Below are 15,494 nucleotides of genomic sequence, written 5' to 3'. Positions count from 1 at the left end.
GGTACGTTCCGGTAGCGGGTGCCGACAACCGGCATAGAGGGATATGTTCGGTTGTAAGGAATTGGCGAACCTTGGGCCCCACGCATCGGAGCGCATGTTTCGAGCGTCGTGACGTTTCGGAAACTTCGTGTCAGAGGTTGTCCCTCGACTCCGAAGTCGGTGGGGTGTAGATCTTGCCGATGGGGGAGGAGGAGGTGGAAGTCGCCAAGTCCGAGGCTCCGGTGTTCACCGGGGTCTGGTGCGAAAGGGAGACGCTTCGCCCCTGAGGCGGAGCTATCCGGGAACGGAGTTCTGCGTGGACATCGTCGTCAAGGGCCGTAAGACCGAGGTGCCCGACCGGTTCCGCAAGCACGTGGCCGAGAAGCTGAATCCGGAGCGGATCCAGAAGCTCGACGCCAAGGTGATCAGCTTGGACGTCGAGGTGTCCAAGGAGCACAACCCGCGCCAGGCCGACCGTTCCGACCGCGTGGAGATCACCCTGCGTTCGCGGGGCCCGGTGATTCGTGCCGAAGCCGCCGCCGCCGACCCGTACGCGGCGCTCGACCTCGCTCAGGACAAGCTGGAGGCCCGGCTGCGCAAGCAGCACGACAAGCGCCACACCCGTCGTGGCAGTGGACGGCTCTCGGCGGCCGAGGTCGCCGACGTGGTCCCGAACGCCGCGACCCTGAATGGCAACGGCGAGCCGGTCAACGGGGAGAAGGCGGACGCGGACGCGATTCCGACCACCCGGATCGGATCGCTGGAAGTGCAGGGCGAAGGCCCGCTCATCGTTCGCGAGAAGACCCATTCGGCCGCACCCATGTCGCTCGACCAGGCCCTGTACGAGATGGAACTGGTCGGTCACGACTTCTATCTGTTCGTCGATTCCGACACCAAGATGCCGAGCGTCGTCTACCGGCGCCACGGTTACGACTACGGCGTGATCCACCTCGACTCCTCCGACGCCGCTTCCAGCTCGGGTGAGCTCGACGGGGCGGGAGCGGGTGGCGCGCTCGGAGGCTGAGCCGCTGGTTCCGGACTGATTCCGGACTGATTCCGGACTGATTCCGGGCCGGATCCGGATGGTCGTGCGGTGCCGGTGTGGTGCCCCCGCGTTCGCCCAGGCGGGCTCGGGGGCACTCGTATGAGGTCATGGCTGCGAAACGGTGGCTTGTATGGGTCGGCCTGTAATCGTCGGCCCCCGTTCGGACGCGTGGGCATGGAATCATGTCGGGCAGTCAGCCGGCGGCCGCTCTCGTCGGATTGACCCAGCAGCTCAGCACCGTGGTGCAGGGGGAGGAACGATGGCGGACAGCTTCGGGCCGGTGAGTGATGACAACGGTGCGGGCTGCCGTGACGAGGACCGGGTGGCAGAGCCGATCCGGGTGCTCGTGGTCGACGACCATGCGCTGTTCCGGCGCGGGCTGGAGATCGTCCTCGCGCAGGAGGAGGACATCCAGGTCGTCGGCGAGGCGGGTGACGGGGCGGAGGCCGTGGACAAGGCGGCGGATCTGCTGCCGGACATCGTGCTGATGGATGTGCGGATGCCGCGGCGCGGCGGGATCGAGGCCTGTACCTCGATCAAGGAGGTGGCGCCCTCCGCGAAGATCATCATGCTGACGATCAGCGATGAGGAGGCGGACCTCTACGACGCGATCAAGGCGGGCGCCACCGGGTACCTGCTGAAGGAGATCTCCACGGACGAGGTCGCGACGGCGATCCGGGCGGTGGCGGACGGGCAGTCGCAGATCAGTCCGTCGATGGCGTCGAAGCTGCTGACGGAGTTCAAGTCGATGATCCAGCGGACGGACGAGCGGCGGTTGGTGCCGGCGCCGCGGCTGACGGATCGGGAGCTCGAGGTCTTGAAGCTGGTGGCCACCGGGATGAACAACCGCGATATCGCGAAGGAGTTGTTCATCTCCGAGAACACCGTGAAGAACCATGTGCGGAACATTCTGGAGAAGCTGCAGTTGCACTCCAGGATGGAGGCGGTGGTGTACGCGATGCGGGAGAAGATCCTCGAGATCCGGTAGCCCGGTAGTCCGGTCATCCGGTAGGGGGCCGGCCCTGTCCCGGGTGCGGGTGGCATGCCCTGCGGGGCGGAGTCCCCTACCCGCCCTTCCTCCGTTCCCCGGGCGCTGCCCGGACCCGGTCCTCAAGCGCCGGACGGGCTGGAGGGCTGCCGGGCTGCGCCCGGACCCCCTGGGGCTCCGCCCCAGACCCCGCGCCTCAAACGCCGGCGGGGCTGGATGCAGCGTCGGCGGGGCTGGGTGTGGCCCGCGGGGGTGGATGCAGCGTCAGCGGGGCTGGGTGTGGCCCGCGGGGGTGGATGCAGCGTCAGCGGGGTTGGATGTGGCCGGCGGGGCTGGATGCAGCGTCGGCGGGGTTGGATGTGGCCCGCGGGGCTGTGGCGCGCCGGGGTGGAGTGGTGCGGGAGTTGGCGGAGCCGGCGCTTCAGAGGGTGGAGAGTTCCGTGGTTACCGCTGACGCTTCCGCGGGTGACGTTGCGCGGTCGATGCGGATCGAGTCGCAGCCGACCCAGGAGGCGGCCTCGCGGAGGGCTTCGGCCATGGGGCGGGCTGCCTTCGGGGTGGTCAGGGAGAGTTGGCGGGCCACCAGGGTGGTGCCCTCGCGGGCCGGGTCCACGCGGCCCTGGAGGTGGCCTCCGGCCAGCAGGGGCATCGCGAAGTAGCCGTGGATCCGCCGGGGCTTGGGCACGTAGGCCTCCAGGCGGTGGGTGAAGCCGAAGATCCGCTCCGTGCGCGGGCGTTCCCAGACCAGGGAGTCGAAGGGGGACAGGAGGGTCGTGCGGTGGCGGCCTCGGGGGACGGAGGCGAGGGCCGAGGGGTCCGCCCAGGCCGGTTTGCCCCAGCCCTCCACTTCCACCGGGACCAGGCCCGCGTCCTCGACCACCGCGTCGAAGTCGGGGCCCTTGAGGCGGTGGTAGTCCGCGATGTCGGAGCGGGTGCCCACGCCCAGGGACTGCCCCGCGAGGGCCACCAGGCGGCGCTTGCACTCGCGGTCGTCCAGGTCGTCGTGGAGCAGAGCGGACGGGACGGCCCGCTCGGGGAGGTCGTAGACCCGCTTCCAGCCGCGCCGCTCGGTGCAGACCACCTCGCCGATGTCGAGGAGCCACTCCACCGCGATCTTCGTCTCGGACCATTCGAACCATTCGCCGCCGTTCTTGGCACCGCCCAGTTCGGTTGAGGTCAGAGGGCCTTCGGCGGCGAGGCGGTCCAGGACCGTCTTCGTCGAGCGGTGCTTGTCCTCCAGGACGTGCCAGCGGTGGCCGCGGGTCTTGTTGGCCCGGCGGCGGAAGGCGAAGTGCGGCCATTCCTCGATCGGCAGGATGCAGGCCGCGTGCGACCAGTACTCGAAGGCGTGGTTCTGCGACCAGTACGAGGCTTCGACGGCGGAGCGCCCGACCGCGCCGAGGCGCGCGTACGGGACGAGCTCGTGGGAGCGGGCCAGTACGGAGATCGTGTCGAGCTGGACGGCGCCCAGGTGGCGCAGGACGCCGCGGACCCCGCCGCGCCGGTCCGGGGCGCCCAGGAACCCCTGCGCGCGCAGCGCGATGCGGCGGGCCTCGTCTGCGGACAGGGACAGGGCGGGCGAGGGCGAGGGTGAGGGCGGGGGCGCGGTCGTCATGGCGGAACCCTAGGGCGTGGCACTGACAGGCGAGGGAAGGTACGGGAGGCGGGAGGGCAGGCCCAGGTCCGAGGGGAGCAGGGCGCCGGTCCAGCAGTCCCGCAGGGTCTCGCGGATCTCGATGCCCGCGCGCTGGACGCCCTCGATGACGAAGCCGGCCTTCTGCGCCGCCGCGCGGGAGGCGTCGTTGCCGACGCCGGCGCGCCAGATCAACCGTACGCAGCCGGCCTCGGTGAAGGCCCAGCGGGCCACGGCGGCCAGGGCCTCGGTCAGGTAGCCGCGGCGCCGGTGTTCCGGGGCGGTCCAGAAGCCGATCTCGTGCGCGTGCGGGCCGCGCCGCATGACTCCGATGGTGGCGACCAGCGGGCCGTCGGCGCCGAGGCGGACCGCGAAGGCGTACTCGGAGTCCTCGCGCCACCCCGCCGGGACCTTGGCCACGTAGGACTCGGCGTCCGCGCGACCGTACGGGACGGGCACGGGGATCCAGTGCTGGATCGCCCGGTCCTGGCAGGCCGCGTACACCTCGTCGGTGTCCGAGGGGGTGTGGGGGCGCAGAACCAGGCGCTCGGTGGTCAGGGTGATCGGGTCCATGCACGGATTCTGCTGCCGGAGGAATGCCCCGGGCGAGCATTTTTCGGGAAGAGCCGCCGCCCATACCGGCACCTTCGGTGCCCCTCGCACGTTCTCATTTCCGGGCAGTCCAGCCCCGCGGCAGTGCGGACCTCCCGACGCGACCGCGTCCTCGCTTACGATGGCCGTTGCGGTGGGGCCCACCCTCCGTGCCCGTGCACGAACCAGTGCCAGGCCCGACCGGCAAGGAGACAAACCTCGGTGTCCGTCTTCAACAAGCTCATGCGTGCAGGCGAAGGCAAGATCCTCAAAAAACTGCACCGCATCGCGGACCAGGTCAACTCCATCGAAGAGGACTTCGTCAACCTCTCCGACGCCGACTTGCGTGCGCTCACGGACGAGTACAAGCAGCGCTTCCAGGACGGCGAGAGCCTGGACGACCTGCTGCCCGAGGCCTTCGCGACGGTCCGCGAGGCCGCCAAGCGCGTCCTCGGCCAGCGTCACTACGACGTACAGATGATGGGTGGCGCGGCGCTGCACCTCGGCTACGTGGCCGAGATGAAGACCGGTGAGGGCAAGACCCTCGTCGGCACGCTGCCGGCGTACCTGAACGCGCTGTCCGGCAAGGGCGTCCACCTGATCACGGTGAACGACTACCTCGCCGAGCGCGACTCCGAGATGATGGGCCGGGTGCACAAGTTCCTCGGCCTGGAGGTCGGGTGCATCCTGGCGAACATGTCTCCGGCGCAGCGCCGTGAGCAGTACTCCGCCGACATCACCTACGGCACGAACAACGAGTTCGGCTTCGACTACCTCCGCGACAACATGGCGTGGTCGCAGGACGAGCTCGTCCAGCGCGGCCACAACTTCGCCGTGGTCGACGAGGTCGACTCGATCCTCGTCGACGAGGCCCGTACCCCGCTGATCATCTCGGGCCCGGCCGACCAGGCCACCAAGTGGTACGCGGACTTCGCGAAGCTGGTCACCCGCCTGACCAAGGGCGAGCCCGGCCAGCCCCTCAAGGGCATCGAGGAGACCGGCGACTACGAGGTCGACGAGAAGAAGCGCACCGTCGGCATCCACGAGTCCGGTGTCGCGAAGGTCGAGGACTGGCTCGGCATCGAGAACCTCTACGAGTCGGTGAACACCCCGCTCGTCGGTTACCTCAACAACGCCATCAAGGCCAAGGAGCTCTTCAAGAACGACAAGGACTACGTCGTCATCGACGGCGAAGTCATGATCGTCGACGAGCACACCGGCCGTATCCTCGCGGGCCGCCGCTACAACGAGGGCATGCACCAGGCGATCGAGGCGAAGGAAGGGGTGGACATCAAGGACGAGAACCAGACCCTCGCCACGATCACCCTGCAGAACTTCTTCCGCCTGTACTCGAAGCTGTCGGGCATGACCGGTACGGCCATGACCGAGGCCGCCGAGTTCCAGCAGATCTACAAGCTCGGTGTCGTCCCGATCCCGACCAACCGCGACATGGTCCGCAAGGACCAGGCGGACCTGATCTACCGCACCGAGGTCGCGAAGTTCTCCGCCGTCGTCGACGACATCGCGGAGAAGCACGAGAAGGGCCAGCCGATCCTCGTCGGTACGACGTCGGTCGAGAAGTCCGAGTACCTCTCGCAGCAGCTCTCCAAGCGCGGCATCCCGCACGAGGTGCTGAACGCCAAGCAGCACGACCGTGAGGCCACGATCGTCGCCCAGGCGGGCCGTCGCGGCGCCGTCACGGTCGCCACGAACATGGCCGGCCGCGGTACCGACATCAAGCTCGGCGGCAACCCGGACGACCTCGCCGAGGCCGAGCTGCGCCAGCGCGGTCTGGACCCGGAGGAGCACATCGAGGAGTGGGCGCACGCCCTTCCCGAGGCGCTCACGCGGGCCGAGGCGGCCGTGAAGGCGGAGTTCGAGGAGGTCAAGGACCTCGGCGGGCTGTACGTGCTGGGCACCGAGCGCCACGAGTCGCGCCGTATCGACAACCAGCTGCGCGGCCGCTCCGGCCGACAGGGCGACCCGGGCGAGTCCCGTTTCTACCTGTCGCTCGGCGACGACCTGATGCGGCTGTTCAAGGCGCAGATGGTCGAGCGCGTCATGTCGATGGCGAACGTGCCGGACGACGTGCCGATCGAGAACAAGATGGTCACGCGGGCCATCGCGTCGGCCCAGTCGCAGGTGGAGACCCAGAACTTCGAGACGCGCAAGAACGTCCTGAAGTACGACGAGGTCCTCAACAACCAGCGCACGGTGATCTACAAGGAGCGCCGCCGCGTCCTGGAGGGCGAGGACCTCCAGGAGCAGATCCGTCACATGATGGACGACACGATCGACGCGTACATCACGGCCGAGACGGTCGAGGGGTTCGCGGAGGAGTGGGACCTGGACCGGCTGTGGAACGCCTTCCGGCAGCTCTACCCGATCAAGGTCACGGTGGACGAGCTGGAGGACGCGGCGGGCGACCGCGCCGGCATCACCGCCGAGTTCATCGCGGAGTCCGTCAAGGACGACATCCACGAGCAGTACGAGGCCCGCGAGGCGACGCTCGGCTCCGACATCATGCGCGAGCTGGAGCGGCGCGTGGTGCTGTCGGTGCTGGACCGCAAGTGGCGCGAGCACCTGTACGAGATGGACTACCTGCAGGAGGGCATCGGCCTGCGGGCGATGGCCCAGAAGGACCCGCTGGTCGAGTACCAGCGCGAGGGCTTCGACATGTTCAACGCCATGCAGGAGGGCATCAAGGAGGAGTCCGTCGGCTACCTGTTCAACCTGGAGGTCCAGGTCGAGCAGCAGGTCGAGGAGGTCCTGGTGTCGGACTCCGGTCCCTCGCTCGCCAAGCCGGAGATCCGGGCGAAGGGTCTGGACGCCCCGCAGCGGCCGGACCGCCTGCACTTCTCCGCGCCCACGGTGGACGGTGAGGGCGGCGTCGTCGAGGGCGACTTCGAATCGGATTCCGGTGACGACTCCGGGATGACGCGCGCGGAGCGCCGTAAGGCCGCGAAGGCCACGGGCGGCCGTCGCCGCAAGAAGTAACCCGCGCACTGCTCGCGGGATCGCCGCCGGGGCCGGACACCACGCTGTGCGTGGGGTCCGGCCCCGGCGGCGTTCGCGGGTGTGCGCGGGGGACCGGGGTCACGGGCGGGGGCCGTGGAGTTCCACGGCGGCGCAGCGCCAGCGCAGGTCGGGGCCCTGTTCCAGGCGGAAGGCCAGCGCGGTGAGGCGGTCGCCCGTCGCGATGCGGGCGAAGGCCTCGATGATCCCCGGACCGGGGGTGAAGCGGCCGCATCCGTGGAGGACGGGGCTGAGCCGGCGGGCGTCGTACGCGCGCTCCTGCGGGGGATCGGCGGGGGCGAGGGTGATCAGCTGGTCGTAGGCCGGGCCGATGGTGTGGCCGATCAGGGAGTGCACGGGGCGGCGCCCGCTGAGGACGGCGAGCAGCCGTTCGGCGAACCAGTGGTGGGGGCCGCGGTGGATCCCGGCGGACGGCCGGCGCCGGTCGTGCCGGCGGCCGGGCCTCGCGGAGCCGGGGCCGGTGCTCGTGGGCCTCGCGGAGCCGCGGCCGGGGCCGGTGCCTGCACCGGCGCCGCCGGCTGTTCGGGGACTCCCGCTCCCGGTGGCTCCGGGGCGCCGGGCGGCCCCGGTGGGTGCGGGGCTCGTGGGCCTCGTGGGGTCGGTGGCGCTTGCGGTGGTGCGGGGTGTGCTGGTGGGCATCGTGGTCGTCCCCGGGGCCGGGCCCGGAGTGGTACCGGGCGGTAACTTGGTAGGGGACTTCTACGGGGCTGCGAACACGCTCCGCAACGGCGCCGCCGGGCCGCCCCGGACCCGGCCCGCGTTCACCTATCCGGGTCGGTCCCCGGCCGCCCCGGGGCCCCGCCCGGGCCCCGTGGGGAGCCAGGTGGACGCCGTGCGGCCCCGCCGAGGCACCCCGAAGGGGGACGCGGACCGTCACGGACGGAGTCCGGGGCAGGCCCGGACCCGGCGTCCCGACTCCGGGGCGGACCCGGGCCGGCCCTCCCGCCGCCCCCCGGAGCCCGGACCCGTCACGGCTCCGGGTCGGACCCGGAGGGACCCGCACCTCCCGGCTCCCGGCTCCCGGCTCCCGGCTCCCGGCTCCCGGCTCCCGGCTCCCGGCTCCCGGCTCCCGGCTCCCGGCTCCCGGCCCGGGTCCACCGGGTCCACCCCCGGGTCCCCCCACGGGGGCCACGGGCCCCCTCCGGCCCGGGCCGTCACCGGACGGAGTCCGGTGCAGCCCGCCGAAGCCGCGGAGGCCCCCCTGGGGCCGACGCCTGCGAGGGGGGCGTCAAGAGGGCGAGGGCGGGGGCGGGTGTCGGTCGTATCCTGGGGGCGTTTCCGACTACCGAAAGCAGCCGGCCATGCGCGTGTACGTCCCCCTGACCCTCCCCGGGCTCGCCGAGGCGCACCAGGCGGGTGAGCTGGGCCCGGCTCCGCTGCGGGCGTACGCCGTGACGCCCGGGCTGCGCGAGTGGTGCGCGTCGGACGACCTCGAGGAGCTGGAGTACGCCGCCCTGACCAGGGCCGCCGCCGCCTCGCTGCGGATGATCGCCGAGGACGGGGCCGCGCCCCGCAAGCGGGTCGTGGTGGCCGTCGACGTGGACGACAAGGCCGCCACCGCCACCCCCGGCGCCGACGAGGCCGCGCTCGGCCAGGTGGCCCTCGCCGGGGCCGTACGGCTCTCGGTGGCAGCCGCGGTGCACGTGGACGCGGAAGACGCCCTGGAGGACGTGAGCGCCGCCGTGGCGGCCGTACCGGCCGCGGACGGGGGCGACGAGGCGGCGCTCGCCACCGTCGACGGTGCCGAAGACCACGAACTGCTGTGGTTCGGGGTCCAGGAGATTCCGGGGCTGCTGAAGTGAACCCGACACCCGAGAACCCCGTATCCGAGGGCCCCGCGCCCGTGCTCCCGACCCCCGAGGGCCCCGCGCTCGTGGTGCCGGCGCCGGCGGGCACCGCTCTCGCGGGCCTGGCGGCCGCCGCGCCCGCGCCCGTGGTCCCGGCCCCCGCGCCCGCGGCCCCGCACATCGTCTGGGACTGGAACGGCACCCTGCTCCACGACATCGACGCCGTGATAGCCGCCACCAACGCCTCCTTCGCGGAGCTCGGCCTCGCGCCGATCACCCTGGAGCGGTACCGCGAGCTGTACGTCGTACCGGTGCCGAGGTTCTACGAGCGCCTCATGGGCCGGCTCCCCACGGACGCCGAGTGGCTGGTCATGGACGAGGCCTTCCACCGCCACTACTGGGTGGCCGCCGAGGACGCCGGGCTCGCCGAGGGAGCCCGCGAGCTCCTGCGGGGCTGGCAGTCGGAGGGGCTGACGCAGTCGCTGCTGTCCCTCGCGCCCCACGATCAGCTCGTGCCACTCGTCCGGGCGCACGGGATCGACGGGCACTTCCTGCGCGTCGACGGGCGTACCGGGCCGTCCCACACCACCAAGGCGGGACACCTCGTACGTCATCTGGCGGCCCTGGACGGGACGGGAGTGACGGCCGGCCGTACGGTCCTCATCGGGGACGCCGTGGACGACGCGCTGGCCGCCGCGCACGTGGGCGCGCGGGCCGTCCTCTACACGGGCGGTTCGCACAGTCGCGGCAGTCTGGAATCAGCCGGTGTCCCCGTCGTGGACAGCCTGGCGGAGGCCGTACGCACTGCTCGCGAGCTGGCCGGATAGCGACCGCCGGATGAGCGGAGAGCGACGGCGCCCCGGCCCGGCACGCACGGCCGGGCCGGTCGCTATCCAGAGTGTCAAAGTTACCCCCCCTCTTTTGTACACATACAGCTCATGACGAGCCGGGGGTGGAGCGAGATAGCCTGGTACCCGTGATCAGCGCGATAGTTCTCGGAGGCACTGAAGCCTCCACCCCGCGCCCGGCGCACCACGGTGCCCGGGCCGTCGCTGATCCCCGCCCCCGGGACCTCCTGCCGATCATGGCCGATTTCCTCCCGGTGGCCTCTCTCGACGGCATAGCGTCGATCCCGAACGGAAACCGACACCCCGCCTCGCGGTGCTATGCCATTCCTTCCTTCACCTACGTCACGCAATGGCGCGCGACAGGAGCCAGAGGACATGCAGACCAAGCTGGACGAAGCAAAAGCCGAGCTGCTCGCGCGGGCGGCACGGGTAGCTGAGAACAGCCCGGCCGGGGGGCTACTTCCGACTGGGTCCGAGCAGGGGGAGCGTCCCGACCGGGACACGACTCTCGCCTACCTCCAGCGCTACTACCTGCACACCGCCCCGGAGGACCTCCTCGACCGGGATCCGGTCGACGTGTTCGGGGCCGCACTCTCCCACTACCGGCTCGCGGAGAAGCGGCCGCAGGGCACGGCGAACGTGCGGGTGCACACGCCCACGGTGGAGGAGAACGGCTGGACCTCCAGCCACTCCGTCGTCGAGGTGGTCACCGACGACATGCCGTTCCTCGTGGACTCCGTGACGAACGAGCTGTCCCGCCACGGGCGCGGCATCCACGTCGTGATCCACCCGCAGGTCGTCGTCCGCCGCGACGTCACCGGCAAGCTGATCGAGATCCTCGGCCCCGACTGCGACGCGCACGGTCCCCGCACCGCGCGCCCCCACGACTCCCTCGTCGAGTCCTGGATCCACGTCGAGATCGACCGCGAGACCGACAGGGCCGACCTCAAGCAGATCACCGCCGATCTGCAGCGCGTCCTGTCCGACGTACGCGAGTCCGTCGAGGACTGGGAGAAGATGCGCGACGCGGCGCTGCGCATCGCCCAGGACCTGCCCGAGGAGCCCACCGCCCCGGACCTGCGCGAGTACGAGCTCGAAGAGGCCCGTGAGCTGCTGCGCTGGCTCGCCGACGACCACTTCACCTTCCTCGGCTACCGCGAGTACAACCTCGTCGACGGCGACGCCCTGGCCGCCGTGCCCGGCACCGGCCTCGGCATCCTGCGCTCCGACCCGCTGCACCACGGCCAGGACGAGGCGCACCCCGTCTCGCCGTCCTTCAACCGGCTGCCGGCCGACGCCCGCGCCAAGGCCCGCGAGCACCGCCTGCTCGTGCTGACCAAGGCCAACAGCCGCTCCACCGTGCACCGCCCCTCGTACCTCGACTACGTGGGCGTGAAGAAGTTCGACGCCGAGGGCAACGTCGTCGGCGAGCGCCGCTTCCTGGGCCTGTTCTCCTCCGCCGCGTACACCGAGTCGGTGCGCCGGGTCCCGGTCATCCGCCGCAAGGTCGCCGAGGTCCTCGAAGGCGCCGGTTTCGCCCCGTCCAGCCACGACGGCCGCGACCTGCTCCAGATCCTGGAGACCTACCCGCGCGACGAGCTGTTCCAGACGCCGGTCGACAAGCTCCAGGAGATCGCCACCTCCGTCCTGTACCTCCAGGAACGCCGCCGGCTGCGGCTGTACCTGCGCCAGGACGAGTACGGTCGCTACTACTCCGCGCTGGTCTACCTGCCGCGCGACCGCTACACCACCGGCGTGCGGCTGCGGCTGATCGCGATCCTGCAGGAGGAGCTCGACGGCATCAGCGTCGACTTCACCGCCTGGAACACCGAGTCGATCCTCTCCCGCATCCACTTCGTCGTCCGCGTCCCGCAGGGCACCGTGCTGCCCGTGCTGACCGACGCCGACGTGGAGCGGATCGAGGGCCGTCTGGTCGAGGCCGCCCGGTCCTGGGCCGACGGCTTCGGCGAGGCGCTCGTCGCGGAGCTGGGCGAGGAGCGCGCCGCCGAGCTGCTGCGCAAGTACGCGAACTCCTTCCCCGAGGGCTACAAGGCCGACCACTCGCCGCGCTCGGCCGTGGCGGACCTGGTCCACCTGGAGCGGCTGTCCGCCAGCGACCGCGAGTTCGCGCTGTCGCTGTACGAGCCGGTCGGCGCGGGCCCCGGCGAACGCCGGTTCAAGATCTACCGCACGGGCGAGCAGGTCTCGCTCTCCGCGGTCCTGCCGGTCCTGCAGCGCCTGGGCGTCGAGGTCACCGACGAGCGGCCGTACGAGCTGCGCTGCACCGACCGCACCAACGCGTGGATCTACGACTTCGGTCTGCGGATGCCGCATCCGAGCGGCAACGGGGACGTGGCCGGGACCTCGAACTACCTCGGCGACGACGCCCGCGAGCGGTTCCAGGACGCCTTCTCGGCGGTCTGGCAGGGCGACGCCGAGAACGACAACTTCAACACCCTGGTGCTGGGCGCCGGACTGACCTGGCGCCAGGCCGTGGTCCTGCGCGCGTACGCCAAGTACCTGCGCCAGGCCGGTGCCACCTTCAGCCAGGACTACATGGAGGACACCCTCCGCAACAACGTCCACACCACCCGGCTGCTGGTCTCCCTCTTCGAGGCCCGGATGTCGCCGGGCCGCCAGTCCGCGGGCACCGAGCTCGTCGACGCGATGCTGGAGGAGCTGGACGGGGCCCTGGACCAGGTCGCCTCGCTGGACGAGGACCGGATCCTGCGCTCCTTCCTCACCCTCATCAAGGCGACGCTGCGCACGAACTTCTTCCAGCTCAACGCGGCGGGCGAGCAGCACTCCTACGTGTCGATGAAGTTCGACCCGCAGGCCATCCCCGACCTGCCGGCGCCGCGCCCGGCCTTCGAGATCTGGGTGTACTCCCCGCGCGTCGAGGGCGTCCACCTGCGCTTCGGCAAGGTCGCCCGCGGCGGCCTGCGCTGGTCCGACCGCCGCGAGGACTTCCGTACGGAGATCCTCGGCCTGGTCAAGGCGCAGATGGTCAAGAACACGGTCATCGTGCCCGTGGGAGCCAAGGGCGGCTTCGTCGCCAAGAACCTCCCCGACCCGTCGGTGGACCGCGACGCGTGGCTCGCCGAGGGCATCGCCTCGTACAAGATCTTCATCTCGGCGCTGCTCGACATCACCGACAACATGGTCGGCGGCGAGGTCGTGCGGCCCAAGGGCGTGGTCCGCCACGACGAGGACGACACCTACCTCGTCGTCGCCGCCGACAAGGGCACCGCGACCTTCTCCGACATCGCCAACGGGGTCGCCGAGTCCTACGGGTTCTGGCTGGGCGACGCCTTCGCCTCCGGCGGCTCGGCCGGCTACGACCACAAGGGCATGGGCATCACCGCCCGCGGCGCCTGGGAGTCCGTCAAGCGGCACTTCCGCGAGCTCGGGCACGACACCCAGACGCAGGACTTCACGGTCGTCGGCGTCGGCGACATGTCCGGCGACGTCTTCGGCAACGGCATGCTGCTCTCCGAGCACATCCGCCTGGTGGCGGCCTTCGACCACCGGCACATCTTCATCGACCCGAACCCGGACGCGGCGACCTCCTACGCCGAGCGCCGGCGCCTCTTCGAGCTGCCGCGCTCCTCGTGGGCGGACTACGACAGCTCCCTGCTGTCCGCCGGTGGCGGGATCCACCCGCGCAGCGCGAAGGCCATCCCGGTCAACGCGCAGATCCGCGCGGCCCTCGGGATCGACGCGGGCATCTCCAAGATGACCCCCGCCGAGCTGATGCAGGCCATCCTCAAGGCCCCCGTCGACCTGCTGTGGAACGGCGGCATCGGTACGTACGTCAAGGCGACGGCCGAGACGCACGCCGACGTCGGCGACAAGGCCAACGACGCCATCCGCGTCAACGGCTCCGACGTGTGGGCCAAGGTCATCGGCGAGGGCGGCAACCTGGGCCTGACCCAGCTCGGCCGCATCGAGTTCGCGCGCAGCGGCGCCGGCGGCGAGGGCGGCAAGGTCAACACCGACGCCATCGACAACAGCGCGGGCGTGGACACCTCCGACCACGAGGTGAACATCAAGATCCTGCTGAACTCGGTGGTCGCCGACGGGGACCTGACCGTCAAGCAGCGCAACAAGTTCCTCGCCGAGATGACCGACGAGGTCGGCCGGCTGGTGCTGCGGAACAACTACGCGCAGAACGTGGCCCTGTCCAACGGCGCCGCCCAGGCCCCCAGCCTGCTCCACGCCCAGCAGCGCTTCATGCGCCGCCTGGGCCGTGACGGCCTGCTGGACCGCGCCCTGGAGTTCCTGCCCAACGACCGGCAGCTCCGCGAGCTGCTGAACAACGGCAAGGGCCTGACCCAGCCGGAGCTGGCCGTCCTGTTCGCCTACACCAAGATCACGGTGGCGGAGGAGCTCATCCACACCGGGCTGCCGGACGACCCGTACCTCGACCGTCTGCTGCACGCCTACTTCCCGGGCGCGCTGCTCGCGAAGTTCCCCGAGCAGGTCGACGGGCACGCGCTGCGCCGCGAGATCATCACCACGGTGCTGGTCAACGACACCGTCAACAGCGGTGGCTCGACCTTCCTGCACCGCCTGCGCGAGGAGACCGGAGCCTCCCTGGAGGAGATCATCCGGGCGCAGCTCGCGGCCCGCGAGATCTTCGGCCTGGCCGCGGTGTGGGACGCGGTCGAGGCCCTCGACAACGAGGTCGCCGCCGACGTCCAGACCCGGATCCGGCTGCACTCGCGGCGGCTGGTCGAGCGCGGTACGCGCTGGCTGCTGAACAACCGGCCGCAGCCGCTGCAGATCACCGAGACCATCGAGTTCTTCGCCGAGCGGGTGGAGCGGGTCTGGTCGGACCTGCCCAAGCTGGTGCGCGGCGCGGACCTGGAGTGGTACGAGGCGGTCATGGCCGAGCTGATCGGCGAGGGCGTGCCGGAGGAGCTGGCGGCGAAGGTGGCCGGCTTCTCGTCCGCCTTCCCGACGCTGGACATCGTCGCGATCTCGGACCGTACGGGCGTCGAGCCGCTGGCTGTCGCCGAGGTGTACTACGACCTCGCCGACCGGCTCGACATCACCCAGCTGATGGACCGGATCATCGAGCTGCCGCGGGCCGACCGCTGGCAGTCGATGGCCCGCGCGTCCATCCGCGAGGACCTCTTCTCGGCGCATGCGGCGCTGACCGCGGACGTGCTGGCGGTCGGGAACGGGACCTCGACTCCCGAGGAGCGCTTCAAGGCGTGGGAGGAGAAGAACGCGGCGATCATCGGGCGTGCGCGGACGACTCTGGACGAGATCCAGGGGTCTGACGACTTCGATCTGGCGAACCTGTCCGTCGCCATGCGGACGATGCGGTCGCTTTTGAGGGCGCACGCGTAGCCCTGCGGGGCTTGCGCGGGAACGGCCCGGGCCCGGAACCCCCTTCGGGGTTCCGGGCCCGGCCCGTTCGTGTTCCGGCCGGCCGGCTGTGGGCGGGTGCGGCGCCGTTTCCGGGGGCGCTGCCCCCGGACCCCCGCTCCTCAAACGCCGGAGGGGCTGGAGTTGGGCTGGCGGGGCTGGAACTGGCCCCGCGGTGCTGGATTTGGCCCGGGAGGTGGAGTTGGGCCGG

General features: G+C 70.9%; 9 protein-coding genes. 6 read left to right on the top strand and 3 right to left on the bottom strand.

Annotation, left to right across the window (positions count from 1 at the left end):
• The first annotated feature begins 295 nt into the window (after nt 1-295).
• Both hpf and MTF69_RS23745 read left to right on the top strand, forming a co-directional pair.
• Nucleotides 296-1,003 (top strand): ribosome hibernation-promoting factor, HPF/YfiA family, encoded by a 708-nt coding sequence (hpf, locus tag MTF69_RS23750; RefSeq protein ID WP_374323639.1) that lies wholly within the window; start codon nt 296-298, stop codon nt 1,001-1,003.
• A 280-nt stretch (nt 1,004-1,283) separates the two neighbouring features.
• The gene (locus tag MTF69_RS23745) at nt 1,284-2,012 is read left to right on the top strand and encodes a response regulator transcription factor (protein ID WP_243337414.1); all 729 of its coding nucleotides are present in this window, start codon (nt 1,284-1,286) and stop codon (nt 2,010-2,012) included.
• Between the two features lie 421 nt (nt 2,013-2,433).
• Here the strand turns inward: MTF69_RS23745 and MTF69_RS23740 are convergent, their stop codons facing one another.
• Entirely contained in the window at nt 2,434-3,627 is a 1,194-nt protein-coding gene (locus MTF69_RS23740; protein WP_243337413.1) for a winged helix-turn-helix domain-containing protein, read from the bottom strand.
• A gap of 9 nt (nt 3,628-3,636) precedes the next feature.
• Entirely contained in the window at nt 3,637-4,218 is a 582-nt protein-coding gene (locus MTF69_RS23735) for a GNAT family N-acetyltransferase (protein ID WP_243337411.1), read from the bottom strand.
• A 240-nt stretch (nt 4,219-4,458) separates the two neighbouring features.
• Between MTF69_RS23735 and secA the strand changes: the two genes are divergently transcribed.
• The gene (secA, locus tag MTF69_RS23730) at nt 4,459-7,233 is read left to right on the top strand and encodes a preprotein translocase subunit SecA (protein ID WP_243337409.1); all 2,775 of its coding nucleotides are present in this window, start codon (nt 4,459-4,461) and stop codon (nt 7,231-7,233) included.
• A gap of 99 nt (nt 7,234-7,332) precedes the next feature.
• Here secA and MTF69_RS23725 read toward each other — a convergent pair whose 3' ends face one another.
• Entirely contained in the window at nt 7,333-7,911 is a 579-nt protein-coding gene (locus tag MTF69_RS23725; protein ID WP_243337407.1) for an Rv3235 family protein, read from the bottom strand.
• A gap of 662 nt (nt 7,912-8,573) precedes the next feature.
• Between MTF69_RS23725 and MTF69_RS23720 the strand changes: the two genes are divergently transcribed.
• The 3 genes from MTF69_RS23720 (at nt 8,574) to MTF69_RS23710 (ending at nt 15,265) form a co-directional block, all read left to right on the top strand.
• Nucleotides 8,574-9,074, top strand: a complete 501-nt coding sequence (locus tag MTF69_RS23720) for a hypothetical protein (protein WP_243337405.1) — start codon at nt 8,574-8,576, stop codon at nt 9,072-9,074.
• 131 nt (nt 9,075-9,205) lie between these two features.
• Nucleotides 9,206-9,886 carry an HAD family hydrolase gene (locus MTF69_RS23715; RefSeq protein WP_243337465.1) on the top strand — a complete coding sequence of 227 codons (681 nt, stop codon included), beginning with the start codon at nt 9,206-9,208 and terminating at the stop codon, nt 9,884-9,886.
• Between the two features lie 396 nt (nt 9,887-10,282).
• Nucleotides 10,283-15,265, top strand: coding sequence for an NAD-glutamate dehydrogenase (locus MTF69_RS23710; RefSeq protein WP_243337403.1), 4,983 nt, complete (start codon nt 10,283-10,285; stop codon nt 15,263-15,265).
• The last annotated feature ends 229 nt before the right edge of the window (nt 15,266-15,494 follow it).

The organism is Streptomyces sp. AP-93 (genome assembly GCF_022808175.1).
GTDB lineage: Bacteria > Actinomycetota > Actinomycetes > Streptomycetales > Streptomycetaceae > Streptomyces.
Note: the sequence above shows the minus strand (reverse complement) of the source record. Positions and strands in the feature narration are given on the sequence as shown.